Source organism: Amycolatopsis sp. VC5-11, assembly GCF_037034185.1.
Classification (GTDB): Bacteria; Actinomycetota; Actinomycetes; order Mycobacteriales; family Pseudonocardiaceae; genus Amycolatopsis; species Amycolatopsis nivea.
Genome location: NZ_JBAGKF010000015.1, coordinates 1 through 12,952, shown reverse-complemented (window position 1 = coordinate 12,952; position 12,952 = coordinate 1). Strand labels below are relative to the sequence as shown.

Genomic DNA, 12,952 nt, shown 5'->3' with positions numbered 1-12,952 from the left:
ACTGAACGCATGAGCAGCCTTTCGCCCACCGAACGCACCACGCTCGGCCGCAAACGCCACCGCGCCGCCAGCGAGCGCGCGGTCCTGCACGCCGTGCTCGACGAGGCGCTGATCTGCCACCTCGGCGTGGTCCGCGACGGCGTCCCGCTGGTGCTGCCCACCGGATACGGCCGCGACGGCGACACCCTGTACCTGCATGGTTCCACGGGCGCGGCCAGTCTGCGAGCCGCGACCGGGGAAACCGACGTGTGCGTGACGGTCACCCTCCTCGACGGCATCGTCTACTGCCGCTCGGTGAACAACCACTCGGTCAACTACCGCAGCGCGGTGATCCTCGGCAAGGCCCGGCTGGTGACCGACCCGGACGAGAAGATGCGCGGCTTGCACGTGCTCACCGACCACCTCTCCCCCGGTTCGTGGGAGCACGCTCGCGCGGTGAACAAGAAGGAATTCGCCGCGGTGTCGGTCATCGCGCTCGACCTCGCCGAAGCGTCGGTGAAACTCCGCGCCGAAGGACCGGACGACGAGCCCGAAGACGTCACCGCAAATGCCGCCTGGGCCGGAGTACTGCCGGTGCGCACGGTCTTCGGCGAGCCGGAACCGTCCGCTGACCTGCCGCCCGGCTGGACCGTGCCCGAACACGTCACCGCACGCGTCACGAAGGCAGCGGCAACCGCACGGTGAATACCGTCCGCCCGGGGCGGCGGCTCTCCAGCGAGACCGTCCCGCCGTGCTCCACCACGAGCGAATGCACCACTGACAACCCCAGCCCGGTGCCGCCAGCGGCCCGGGTGCGGGAGTTGTCGACGCGATAGAACCGGTCGAAAATCCGCTGCTGATCCGCTGCGGAAATCCCCGGTCCGTCATCGGTGACGGTGGCGACGGCCATCCCGTCGGCCACCGTCACCGCCAGCTCCACGGGCGTTCCCTCCGCGGTGTGCACCGCGGCGTTCGCGAGCAGGTTGTCCAGGACTTGCCGCAGCCGCGCCGGATCCGCGTGCAGCAACACCGGTTCCTCCGGAATCGAGACCGTCAGCGGATGTCCCGGCCGACCGGCCCGGAACGCGTCCGCGGCGGCCGCGGCGATCTCGGTGAGATCCATCCGCTGCGGGCGCACCGGCGGTTCGACGTCGCGCGCGTCCAGCCGCGCGAGCAGCAGCAGATCGTCCACCAGCACGCTCATCCGCGCGGTCTCGGCCCGGATTTTCTCCAGGTGCGCCTCGCGTTCCTCGGGTTCGTTCGCGGCGGCGTAACGGAAAAGATCGGCATAGCCGCGGATCGACGTCAACGGCGTCCGCAGCTCATGCGAAGCATCGGCGACGAACCTGCGCAGCCGATCGTTCGCCTCGGTGCGCGCGGCCAGCGAGGATTCGATGTGGCTCAACATCAAGTTGAACGCCGTCCGCAGCTCCTCGACCTCCGCGCCGCCACCCGTGCCGGACGCGCGCACCGGCAAATCCGCCGTGGCGGTGAGGTCGTGCGAGGCGATGTCGTGCGCCGTGCCAGCCATGTCCGACAACGGACGCAATCCGCGCCGCAGCACCACGCGGCCCGCGACAACGAGAATCGCCAACGCGATGAGAAACGCGAGCACTTCGATCAACATCAGCTGCTGCACGGTGTTGTCGAGATCGGCTTGCGGCGCGGCGCTCAACAGCACGGTGCCGGTCCCGTTCTGCGAGGTCTCCACCGGACAGGCCCGGACGCGGTAAGAACCCTGACCGGGCAAGGCGATCGTGCGAAACAGGTCGCCGCTGGTCGCTTCTTCGGCGACCTGCGCCAACGGCCGCACGTCGTTCGGCAACGTGCTTCCCGGCTGCGGGACGGCGTGCCCCTCCCGCACATCGAAAACCGCGGAGTACCAGGAGTAGACGACTTCCGGATTGTCCTTCGATTCGCGCAGATGCGGCACCTGCGCGACCTGGCTCGTCTTGAGCTGCTCGTCGAGCCGCCGGTTGAGGTAATCGTGCATCAGCTCGACGGTCAGCGCGCCGACGATCGCGAACACCACCAGCGACAACGCGCCCAGCCCGAACGCCAGCCGCGTGCCGAGCCGGGAAGCGCGCCAAGCCCGGTACCACCGGCGAGCCCAGCGCCCGACCCGGTTCACCGGCCCGCCTGTCGCACGGAATACCCGACGCCGCGCACGGTGTGGATCAGCGGTTCGGCCTCGGTGTCGAGCTTGCGCCGCAGCCGCGAGATCGCGAGTTCGACCACATTGGACCGTCCGCCGAAGTCGTACTCCCAGACGTGGTCGAGGATCTGCGCCTTGGTGAGCACCGCGGGCGAACGCCGCATCAGGTAACGCAGCAGCTCGTATTCGGTCGGCGTCAGCTCGGCGAGCTGGCCGCCGCGCCGGACTTCGTGCGTCTCCTCGTCCAGGGTGAGATCGCCCACCTGCAGCACCACCGTGCGGGTATCCGGCTTCTCGGACGTCCGCCGCAGCACCGCACGCAGCCGCGCCATCAACTCCTCGACGGAGAACGGCTTGACGAGGTAATCGTCACCCCCGCGGGTGAGGCCGGCGATGCGGTCGGCGGTCGCGTCCTTGGCGGTCAGGAACACCACCGGCACCGCGTCGTGTTTCTCGCGCAGCTTGTCGAGCACGGTGAAGCCGTCGAAATCGGGCAGCATGAGGTCGAGGACGACGATGTCGGGAGCGAACTCCGCGGCGCGCGCGAGCGCGTCGGCGCCGCAGCCGGCCGTCACGGCCTGCCAGCCCTCGTAACGGGCGACGGTCGCCACCAGGTCGGCGATGTGCGGCTCGTCGTCCACGACGAGCAGCCGCACCGGGTTCGGGTTCTCCACCCCGCCATCCTCCGCGACGTCCGCGCGAGCGCGCGAGCCGAACCCGCAGCTGACAGCGACTCGACAGGAAACCTGTCGCGCGCATCGGGCATTCCGGGCAGACTCCGGACCGACAGCAACCCTGGCCCGAGGAGCCCGATGACTGCTTACGTGGACAACATCACCGTCGACTGCGCCGACCCGTGGGAACTGGCCCAGTTCTGGACCAAGGTGACCGGCCGCCCGGTCGGCGACGACGACCATCAAGGCGATCCGGAGATCGGCATCAGGCTCGAGTCCGGCGTCACTCTCCTGTTCATCGCCGTCCCCGAACCCAAGACCGTCAAGAACCGGCTGCACGTCTGCCTGAAGCCGGACGGCGGGACCCGTGACGAAGAGGTGGAGCGGCTGCTCAAGCTGGGCGCGACGCTGCATGCCGACCACCGCCGCGAGGACGGCGGCGGCTGGATCGTGCTGCGGGATCCCGAAGGGAACGAGTTCTGCGTCGAGCGCAGCCTGGCGGAGATGGCGTGACCGATTCGTTCGAGATCAACCGCGCCAACTGGGACGACCGCGCGCCGATCCACGCGCGCTCGGCGTACTACGAGTTCGACAAGTTCAAGGCCGATCCCGGGCACCTGAGCCAGATCGTGCGCTTCGACCAGCCTCGCCTCGGCGACGTTTCCGGGCTGCGCACCGTGCACCTGCAGTGCCACATCGGCACGGACACGCTGTCGCTGCACCGGCTCGGGGCCAAGATCTCTGGTCTGGACCTTTCCCCGGCATCGCTCGCCGAGGCGCGCGAGCTCGCCGACGCCACCGGCGCGGACATCGACTACCACGAGGCGAACGTCTACGACGCGGTGGAAGTCTTCGGCGAAAACGCGTTCGACCTGGTGTACACCGGGATCGGCGCGATCTGCTGGCTGCCGAAGATCGCGCCGTGGGCCGAGGTGGTCGCACGGCTGCTGCGGCCCGGCGGACGGCTCTTCATGCGCGAAGGCCATCCGATGCTGTGGACGCTCGACGACGAATCCGAACGCGCGTGGCCGAAGTACGACTACTTCGAGCACGACGAACCGCTCGTGTTCAGCGACGACACCACCTACGTCGACACGGACGAACCGCTGCGCACGACGACCACGCACAGCTGGAACCATTCGCTCGGCGAGATCGTCACCGCGCTGCTCGACCAGGGCCTGATCCTGACCGGGCTGACCGAACACGACACCGCGGCGTGGAACGCGTTGCCGCACGAGATGGAAGAGGCCGGGGGCGGCGAATGGCGGTTGCGGGACAACCCGCGCCGGATCGCCGCGAGCTACACCCTGCAGGCGCGGCGCCCCGCATAGAGTGCGGGGCATGACTCGCATCGCCGTCGCCGCGCTGGGCGGCACCATCTCGATGGCTCCCGGACGTTCGATCGAAGACGGCGTCGTGCCGCGGCTCAGCGCCGAGGACCTGCTGGGAGACCTGGGTTCCCGGCTGCCGATGGAGATCACCGCGGCGACGCTCGCCGGGCTGTCGAGTTCGTCGATGGACTACGCGACGCTCGCGCGGACCCGGCAGTGGGGCGTCGAGCAGATCGAGGCGGGCGCGGACGGTCTCGTGGTGGTGCAGGGCACGGACACGCTGGAGGAAACGGCGTACCTGTTCGACCTCACGTGGCCGTCCGACGCACCGGTGGTGATCACCGGCGCGATGCGGAACCCGAGCCTGCCCAGCCCGGACGGACAGGCGAACATCCTCGCCGCGCTCGCGGTCGCCGCCGATCCGCGCAGCCGCGGCCGGGGCGCGCTGGTGGCCTTCAACGACGACGTGCACGCGGCGCGCTGGGTGCGGAAGACGCATTCCAGCCACGTCGAGACGTTTTCGTCGCGGCCAGCGGGCCCGCTCGGCATGGTCGCCGAAGGAGCGGTGCATTACTTCCACCCGTCGCCGCCGCGCCTGCCGGTACTGCCGGGAGCCGAAACTGTCGATCTCGTTCCGCTGCTGGAATCAGGTCTCGAAGATTCGGGCGAACTGCTTTCGCTGGTCCTCAAGGGCGGCGCGCGCGGCGTAGTGGTGGCCGCGAACGGCGTCGGACACGTGTCGACCGGAACCGCGGACGTGATCGCAGCGGCCGAAGTACCGGTTGTCGTCGCGTCCCGGACCGGCGCAGGCCCGACTTTCCGCGGCACCTACGGGTTTCACGGCTCCGAATCGAGCCTGATCCGGATGGGCGCGACGATGGCCGGATGGCTGTGCCCGCGGAAATCGCGGATCCTGCTGCAGGTTCTGCTCGCGGCGGGCGTCTCCCGGGAGGAGATCGAACGGCAGTTCAGGCTGCGCGGCGACCTCGATCGCTGATCACGCCCGGAACGGCCCGTCGACCGGATTCGCCTGGTACGACCGCATCTGCCGGCCGCCCTGGCGGTAGACGTGCACGCTGATCGCCGGGTCCGGGCCGTCGTTGCGCACCTCGTGCACGTAACCGGGCCCGAACACGCGCGACTGCCCGGCGGACAGCCCGTGCACCTCGGTCACCGCCCGCCCGCCAGGGGCACGCCGCGCGACGGTTTCGGTCAGCCGCCCGGACACGACGGTGAACGCGCCGGTCGAGAAGGCGTGGTCGTGCAGGTCGGTGTGCTGGCCGGGAAGCCAGCTGAGCAGCCAGATCTCCTGGTCCTCGGTGCGTTCGACGAGGGCGGAGAACCGCTGGTCGGGGTCGTAGCGCAGCAGGCTGCCCCAGCGCTCCCGGTCAGCGGCCACGTCGACGGCGACGCGGACCGGATGACGGAGGGCGGGGTTCTCGGGACGCAGCAGGGTGTTGTCCGGAACGGCGAACATGAAAAGAAGTCCTCACGGGAAGAAGATGGGTGTCGAACTGGGCCGGGACGGTTTCACCGACAACAGCGACACGACATGCCCATGACGGGGCGGCGGTCGTCAGACCCCGGCCGCATCGTCATCTCGCACGTCAGCATGCCGCACAGAGAACCAGCCCCGGACCGCCCGGTCAACCCGTCTCACCCCCTGGACCGCCCAGGTGAGCGCAGGTTCACACCCTGGCGCACCCGCTCGTGCGCGGCAACGCCGGTTCTAACCGGCAGCGCCGCTCACGACACCCAGCCCGCTCGCCAGGCCGAGCTTCCCGCCTTCGAAACTCGTGCGCGGCAACGTCGGTCCTCACCGGCACCGCCACTCACGAGTCTCAGCGCCACTCCGGCTTCCGAGACCGCCCGAGCAGTTCCGCGCCGGCCTGCCGCGGGTCGACGCCCTCGTGGCACACCCGGTACATCGCGTCCGTGATCGGCATGTCGGCCCCGTGCCGCTGCGCCAGTTCGCGGATCGACGAGCACGACGCGACGCCCTCCGCGACCTGCCCGCCGGTCGCCGCCTGCGCCTCGGCCAGCGTCTCGCCGCGGCCGAGGCGTTCGCCGAAGGTGCGGTTGCGCGACAACGGCGACGAGCACGTCGCGACCAGGTCGCCGAGCCCGGCGAGTCCGGCGAAGGTCAGCGGGTCCGCGCCGAGTTTCGCGCCGAGCCGGGCCATTTCGGCGAGGCCGCGCGTGATGAGCGTCGCCATCGTGTTCGCGCCCAAGCCCATCCCTGCGGCCATCCCGCAGCTGAGCGCGATCACGTTCTTGCACGCGCCGCCCAGCTCGCAGCCGACCACATCGGTGTTCGTGTAGGGCCGGAAATACTGGTTCGACGTCGCCTGCTGCACCGCTTTCGCGCGCTCGTGGTCGGCGCACGCGAGCACCGCGGCGGCGGGCTGCCCGGCGGCGATCTCGCGGGCCAGGTTCGGCCCGGACACCACCACGATCTCGCCCGGATCGACTTCGGCGAGTTCGGCGATCACCTCGCTCATCCGCTTGAGCGTGCCCAGTTCCACGCCCTTGGCGAGGCTGACCAGGATCGCCTCGGGCGGGAGCAGCGGCCGCCAGCCGGTGAGATTCGCGCGCAGGCTTTGGCTAGGCACCCCGAGCACGACCGCTTGCGCGCCGTCCAGCGCCTCGGCCGCGTCGGACGTCGCGGTGATCCGGTCCGGCAACGTGGTTCCCGGCAGATACGACTCGTTGGTGTGCCGCTCCCGGATTTCCTCGGCGACGCTTTCCCGGCGCGCCCACATCGTCACGTCCCGGCCCGCGTCGCCGAGCACCTTCGCGAACGCGGTGCCCCACGAACCCGCGCCGAGCACGGTGACCCGCTGCACGTCGGCGGCGAAACCCGCCATCAGGCACCGTCCTCCGGCTTCTCGGCCTCCGCCTTGGGCTCGGCGGTGATCTCCGCCTTGGTGTCCGCCGCCGCGTCCGTTTCCGGCTTCTTCGCGGGCGGTTCCTCCTGCCGGATCTCGGCCAGCAGCCGGGTCACCTCGTCCATCAGCACCGCGGTGACCTCACGCAGCGTCGAGGCGCTGCGCGGGTTCGCGCCGCGGAACCGCGACAGGTCGATCGGGTCGCCGACCAGGTGCGTCACCGTCTTGCGCGGGAACGGCGTGAACTTCTTGGTGTAGCCGTTGAAGATCTGGTTCGTGCCCCAGCGCGCGATCGGGATTACCGGCACGTCGTTCTGCAGCGCCAGCCGCGCCGCGCCGCTGTAAGCCTCCTTCGGCCAGCCCAGCGGGTCCTTCGTGATCGTGCCCTCGGGGTAGATCACGATGACCTTGCCCTCTTCGAGGGCCTGGTGCGCGGCCTTGAGGCTGTCGCCCGCCGCGCTCGACCCGCGCGCCACCGGGATCTGCCCGGACCCGGTCACGATCCGGCCGAAGACCGGCACGTTCTTCAGGCTCGCCTTGAGGAAGAACCGCGGCACCCGCTTCTGCCGGTGCACGAACACCGCGTCGACCGGCGGGTCGAGGTGCGAGATGTGGTTCATCACCAGCACCGCGGGCCCTTGCCGGGGGATTTTCTCCGCGCCGAGGTACACCCGCTTGCCGATCGCGGTCATCGGGTAGAACGCGGCGGCGGCCAGCCCCACCCAGAATCCGCCCTTCTCACGCCGTGCCACAGTTCTCCTCCTCGGGTCGCCTCTGCTCCGGGTGATCCTGCCGCGCGCCGGTTCGCGCAGTCCAGGGAGGGTGCGCTCACGCACGCGCGCGAGCGGTTTCGGGTAAAGATGGACAGGTGGACGCAGACCTGGTCATGCCGCTGAAACCGCCGGGCGCGGGCAAGTCGCGGCTGCGCGGCGCGGTCGCCGCGCACCGGCACGCCGAACTGGTGCTGGCGCTGGCCTGCGACACGCTGGCCGCGGTCACGTCGGTCGCCCGGGTCCGGCGCGTGCTCGTCGTCACCTCCGATCCGGCCGCCCTGTCCGAATTGGCCGGTCTCGGCGTCGAACTGGTCGCCGAGCCGGCGGGCGGCGGGCTCAACGAAGCGTTGCGCCACGGCGCGGAGCTGCTGCGCGCGGACGCGCCGGACGGAGTCGTCGGCGCGCTCCAAGCGGATCTCCCCGCGTTGCGCGCGGTGGATCTGGAACAGGCGCTCACCGAAGCCGCCGGCCGGCGCGCGGTGGTGTTCGACCGGCAGGACACCGGGACCACGCTGTTGCTGTCCGCGCCGGGGAAACCGCTCGACCCGCACTTCGGCGCCGGTTCCGCGGAACTGCATCGGGCGTCCGGTGCGATTCCGCTCACCCAGGCATTGCCGTCGCTGCGCAGCGACGTCGACACCGAAGATGATCTGCGCCACGCCGCGCGACTCGGTCTCGGGAAGCGCACCGCGGCATTGCTCCCGGCCGAACGGACGCAATTGCGCTGACGTGTTCACTCGACCTTCATCGCGGCCTGCGCAAACCGCGGCTTCGTAGTGAACAATGGGCAGCGTGAGCACAGAAGACGGCAGCACTCCGGCCCGGCGGCGCGTGAAGAGCGGCAGCAGCGCGTCCCCCTCGTCCCCGGCCCCGCGCACCGCGGGCGGGAAGGCGACCTCGCGCGGGAACGGCGACGCCGCGGCGGCCCGCCGGGCAAAACCCAAGGCGGCTCCGGCTGAGGACAAAGACAAACCGGCCAAGCGCAAAACCGCCTCGTCGAGCGCGCTGCGCACCTCGGCGAAGAAACCCGCCGCGCCGCCCGCCGCCGCGCGATCGCGCCGGACCACGACCGAGAGCGGCGAGGAATTCCGCTCCGTCCCCTCGGCCCCGCCCGCCGTCACGTCCGCGCCCACAGCGGTCGAGTCGCTTCCCGACGACCGTTATTTCAACCGCGAGCTGTCCTGGCTCGACTTCAACGCCCGCGTGCTCGCGCTGGCCGAGGACGAATCGCAGCCGCTGCTCGAGCGGGCCAAGTTCCTCGCCATTTTCGCGTCCAATTTGGACGAGTTCTACATGGTCCGGGTCGCCGGGCTGAAACGGCGCGACGGCACCGGCCTCTCGGTGCGCAGCGCGGACGGGCTCACGCCGCGCGAACAGCTGGACTACATCGCCAAGCGCAACCAGGACCTGGTCGAGCGGCACACCGCCGCGTTCAAGGAGCACCTGCGCCCGCAGCTGGCCGAGCAGGACATCCGGATCGTCGGCTGGTCCGACCTGTCCGGGGCCGACCAGCTCCGGCTGTCGAGCTACTTCTCCGAGCAGATCTTCCCGGTGCTCACGCCGCTCGCGGTCGACCCGGCGCACCCGTTCCCGTACATCTCGGGGCTGTCGCTGAACCTCGCGGTGACGGTGCGGGATCCGCAGGGCGGGCTCGAACGGTTCGCGCGCGTGAAGGTGCCGAGCAACGTGCCGCGGCTGATGCGCGTGGAAACCGAACGCGGCAACCGGACCGCGACCTTCCTGCCGCTCGAGGAACTGATCTCCGCGCACCTGAGCGATCTGTTCACCGGCATGGAGGTCACCGAGCACCACGTCTTCCGCGTCACCCGCAACGCCGACTTCGAGGTCGAGGAAGACCGCGACGAGGACCTGTTGCAGGCATTGGAACGCGAGCTGGCGCAGCGCCGGTTCGGCCCGCCGGTGCGGCTCGAGGTCGCGCAGGACATGAGCGAGCACATGCTCGAACTGCTGCTGCGCGAGCTGGAAGTCGATCCCGAGGACGTCGTCGAGGTGCCCGGGCTGCTCGACCTCACCTGCCTGTTCCAGCTGTCCGCGGTCGACCGCAAGGAGTTGAAGGACCGGCCGTTCGTGCCCGCGACGCATCCGGCGTTCGGCGAACGCGAGACGCCCAAGAGCGTGTTCGCGACGCTGCGCGAGGGCGACGTCCTGGTGCACCACCCGTACGACTCGTTCTCCACGAGCGTGCAGCGGTTCATCGAACAGGCCGCGGCCGACTCGAAGGTGCTGGCGATCAAGCAGACGCTGTACCGGACGTCGGGCGATTCGCCGATCGTGGACGCGCTGATCGACGCCGCCGAGGCGGGCAAGCAGGTCGTGGCGCTGGTGGAGATCAAGGCGCGGTTCGACGAGCAGGCCAACATCACCTGGGCGCGCACGCTGGAACGCGCGGGCGTGCACGTCGTGTACGGCTTGGTGGGCCTCAAAACGCACTGCAAGGTGTCGATGGTGGTGCGGCAGGAGGGTTCGACCATCCGCCGCTACTGCCACATCGGCACCGGCAACTACAACCCGAAGACCGCACGGCTGTACGAGGACCTCGGCCTGCTCACCGCGGACCCGAGCATCGGCGCGGACATCACCGACCTGTTCAACGTCCTCACCGGCTACTCGCGCCAGGACACCTACCGCACGATCCTCACGTCGCCGCACGGCATCCGCCGCGGCATCGTGCGCGCGATCGGCGAGGAGATCGAACTCGCGCGCGCCGGGCTCGACGCGGGCATCCGGATCAAGTGCAACTCGCTCGTGGACGAGCAGGTGATCGACGCGCTGTACCACGCGTCGCAGGCGGGCGTGCCGGTCGACGTGGTGGTGCGCGGGATCTGCTCGCTGAAGCCGGGCGTCGAAGGCTTGAGCGAGAACATCCGCGTCCGCTCGATCCTCGGCCGGTTCCTGGAGCATTCGCGGGTGTTCAACTTCCGCGCGGGCGGCACGCACTGGATCGGCAGCGCGGACATGATGCACCGCAACCTCGACCGCCGGATCGAGGCGCTGGTGCGGGTCAAGGACCCGAGGCTGACGCGGCAGCTGGACGAGGTGTTCGATTCGGCGCTCGATCCGCACACGCGCTGCTGGGTGCTCAGTTCCTCGGGCGAATGGCAGCCGTTCCCGGCCGCCGGTTCGCAGGTGCGCGACCACCAGCTCGAACTCGCGAAGCTGCACGGGGCCGTCGGATGAGCGTGGACGTCCGGGCCGCGGGCGCGGTGCTCTGGCGCCGTGCCGGGGCGGGGATCGAGGTAGCCGTCGTGCACCGGCCCCGCTACGACGATTGGTCGCTGCCGAAGGGAAAGGTCGACCCCGGCGAAACGATCGCGGCCACCGCGGTGCGCGAGATCGCCGAGGAGACCGGGTTCCGCGCGGTGCTGGGCCGCTATGTCGCGCAGACGAGGTACGAAGTCCCCGCGAAGAACAACGGGCGGCTGCTGCGCAAGAGCGTCGACTACTTCAGCGGCGAAGCCGTCGAGGGAGCCTTCGCACCCAACGAAGAGGTCGACGAACTGCGCTGGCTGGACCCGATCGCGGCCGAGCAGCTGCTCACCCGGCCGGCGGATGTCCGCGTGCTGCGCGAGTTCTGCGCCCTCCCGCCCGCGCCGACGACGGTGTTGCTGGTGCGGCACGCGAAAGCGGGCAAACGCGAAGACTGGACCGGCGACGACGACCTCCGCCCGCTGTCGGAAGCCGGCCAACGCCAAGCGGCCGCACTGCGAGACCTGCTGCCGCTCTTCGGCCCCGACCGGGTGTTCTCCGCGCCGCGGCTGCGCTGCGTGCAGACCGTCGGCGGAATCGCGGACGCCCTTGGCGTCGAGGTGCGGCACGAGCCGTTGCTGTCGGAGGAGGGCTACTGGCCCGACCCGCTGCTCGGAATCCGCCGCCTGCTGGCGATCGCGGCCGACGGGGGCACCCCGCTGATCAGCAGCCAGGGCGGGGTGATCCCAGACCTGGTGAGCGCACTGGCGGACCGGGACGGCCTGGAACTGCCCGCCGCCCGCGACGGGGTGGTGCCGAGCAAGAAGGGCTCGCTGTGGGTCCTGTCGTTCTCCCCCGGCGACGACGGACCGGTTCTGGTGGGCGCGGACTATTACCCGAGCCCGCTGCCCGCTCCGGTGCCTTCGGCAGGCTGATTTTTTTCACCAGGGCCCGGCGTGCGCGCCGGGCCCCTTCTCGTGCGCGCTCTTCGGCGATTCGGATTCTATAGAGACCGGTATTGCTGAGCGCCGCTCAGCAGTTATCCCGGGTCCGGCATAAGCGACGTCCGAGACACGCTCGCGGGGTTTATTTACCCCCGGCGGGGATTTATCTCCGGGCGTCGGATTAGCCCTCCCGGACCGGTCGCTTCGGGGAATCCGATCGCCTTCCCGGACGGCCCCGAATCTGTTGTCTTATCAGCAATTCGGCGGGTTCTCCCCGGAGCCCGAACAAGCCGCCGACCTCGGGAAACGCTGTCTTCCCACTGCCCCAACACCATCCGGGCAGGTGCTCCGGCAACCCTGGCGGGGCAGCGAATTCGCGACCTCCGGAGAGACTCGCCACACCGGCTCGCCTGCCCCGCTGTCCCGCCTCGCCCGGAAACCTCGCGACCACAACGGGGTCTGGCCGCCCACCGCTCGCCCCGCCTCGAAACCCGCCCGCCACAACAGCTCGCCCGCCCTCTCGCAGCAGGTCGACACCGCAATCGCCCCCGCAGCGCCATCCCCGCAACGCACCCGGTCCGCTCATCCGGGTGCCGCTCAGCCACCCGCGACCCGCCGCCGTCCAGCCACAATCCCAGCCCCCGCAACCCCGTCCGACTCCCCGCCCGAAGCACCCCGCGCAGCCGCAACCTGACCCCGCACCAGCACAACAGCCCTGCCCGGCTCACCGCGCGAAGCACCCACCCAGCCGAAACCCCACGCCAGCACAGCAACCCCCGCGCCGACTCACCACCCCAAACACGCCGCCCAGCCGACCCCCAGCCGAGCGCCCGCATAACAACCCCGCCCCGACTTCCCGCTCAGCCCAGCCGAAACCCCAGCCCCACAACGCCTCACCACTCCCCCCGCCAGCTAACCCTTCCCACCACCCGACTCCCCCCATCCAGCCTCCCAAGTCCCCCGAAAACGCGGCAGCGCCCCGACCTCACCTCGCCCCGACT

At 70.2% G+C, this 12,952-nt stretch carries 12 protein-coding genes; 7 read left to right on the top strand and 5 right to left on the bottom strand.

What is annotated here, in order from left to right; all coding sequences use genetic code 11:
* Positions 1 to 9: 9 nt before the first annotated feature.
* The gene (locus WA670_RS33160; protein ID WP_037811721.1) at positions 10 to 684 is read left to right on the top strand and encodes a pyridoxamine 5'-phosphate oxidase family protein; all 675 of its coding nucleotides are present in this window, start codon (positions 10 to 12) and stop codon (positions 682 to 684) included.
* Here WA670_RS33160 and WA670_RS33155 read toward each other — a convergent pair.
* Positions 656 to 2,110 (bottom strand): sensor histidine kinase, encoded by a 1,455-nt coding sequence (locus WA670_RS33155; protein WP_037811722.1) that lies wholly within the window; start codon positions 2,108 to 2,110, stop codon positions 656 to 658. The two genes, WA670_RS33160 and WA670_RS33155, sit on opposite strands and share 29 nt — an antisense overlap.
* Positions 2,107 to 2,808, bottom strand: coding sequence for a response regulator transcription factor (locus WA670_RS33150; protein ID WP_134727838.1), 702 nt, complete (start codon positions 2,806 to 2,808; stop codon positions 2,107 to 2,109). The genes WA670_RS33155 and WA670_RS33150 overlap by 4 nt, the downstream gene beginning before the upstream one ends.
* 138 nt (positions 2,809 to 2,946) lie before the next feature.
* Here WA670_RS33150 and WA670_RS33145 point away from each other — a divergent pair, with 138 nt between their 5' ends.
* From WA670_RS33145 to WA670_RS33135, 3 genes are read left to right on the top strand one after another with little or no spacing between them, the layout of a single operon-like run.
* A complete protein-coding gene (locus WA670_RS33145; RefSeq protein ID WP_037811724.1) occupies positions 2,947 to 3,321 on the top strand; it encodes a VOC family protein in 375 nt (124 codons plus the stop codon).
* Positions 3,318 to 4,139, top strand: coding sequence for a class I SAM-dependent methyltransferase (locus WA670_RS33140; protein ID WP_336160163.1), 822 nt, complete (start codon positions 3,318 to 3,320; stop codon positions 4,137 to 4,139). The genes WA670_RS33145 and WA670_RS33140 overlap by 4 nt, the downstream gene beginning before the upstream one ends.
* Before the next feature lie 10 nt (positions 4,140 to 4,149).
* Positions 4,150 to 5,136, top strand: coding sequence for an asparaginase (locus WA670_RS33135; protein WP_134727835.1), 987 nt, complete (start codon positions 4,150 to 4,152; stop codon positions 5,134 to 5,136).
* Here the strand turns inward: WA670_RS33135 and WA670_RS33130 are convergent, their stop codons facing one another.
* From WA670_RS33130 to WA670_RS33120, 3 genes are all read right to left on the bottom strand, one after another.
* Complete coding sequence (locus WA670_RS33130; protein WP_336160161.1) at positions 5,137 to 5,616, bottom strand: cysteine dioxygenase; 480 nt, start codon at positions 5,614 to 5,616, stop codon at positions 5,137 to 5,139. It lies immediately after the preceding gene.
* A 364-nt stretch (positions 5,617 to 5,980) separates the two neighbouring features.
* Positions 5,981 to 7,006 (bottom strand): NAD(P)H-dependent glycerol-3-phosphate dehydrogenase, encoded by a 1,026-nt coding sequence (locus WA670_RS33125; protein WP_043835439.1) that lies wholly within the window; start codon positions 7,004 to 7,006, stop codon positions 5,981 to 5,983.
* Entirely contained in the window at positions 7,006 to 7,719 is a 714-nt protein-coding gene (locus WA670_RS33120; RefSeq protein WP_240691229.1) for a lysophospholipid acyltransferase family protein, read from the bottom strand. Before WA670_RS33120 ends, WA670_RS33125 begins: the two co-directional genes overlap by 1 nt.
* A gap of 176 nt (positions 7,720 to 7,895) precedes the next feature.
* On the opposite strand from WA670_RS33120, the gene cofC reads away from it, so the two are divergent.
* From cofC to WA670_RS33105, 3 genes are read left to right on the top strand one after another with little or no spacing between them, the layout of a single operon-like run.
* Positions 7,896 to 8,528: a 2-phospho-L-lactate guanylyltransferase gene (cofC, locus tag WA670_RS33115; protein ID WP_336160157.1), complete on the top strand. Its 633-nt coding sequence runs from the start codon at positions 7,896 to 7,898 to the stop codon at positions 8,526 to 8,528.
* A 55-nt stretch (positions 8,529 to 8,583) separates the two neighbouring features.
* Positions 8,584 to 10,998, top strand: coding sequence for an RNA degradosome polyphosphate kinase (locus WA670_RS33110; RefSeq protein WP_199817566.1), 2,415 nt, complete (start codon positions 8,584 to 8,586; stop codon positions 10,996 to 10,998).
* On the top strand, positions 10,995 to 11,942 hold the full coding sequence (locus WA670_RS33105; protein ID WP_037811730.1) for an NUDIX hydrolase: 948 nt from the start codon (positions 10,995 to 10,997) through the stop codon (positions 11,940 to 11,942). Before WA670_RS33110 ends, WA670_RS33105 begins: the two co-directional genes overlap by 4 nt.
* Positions 11,943 to 12,952 lie beyond the last annotated feature (1,010 nt).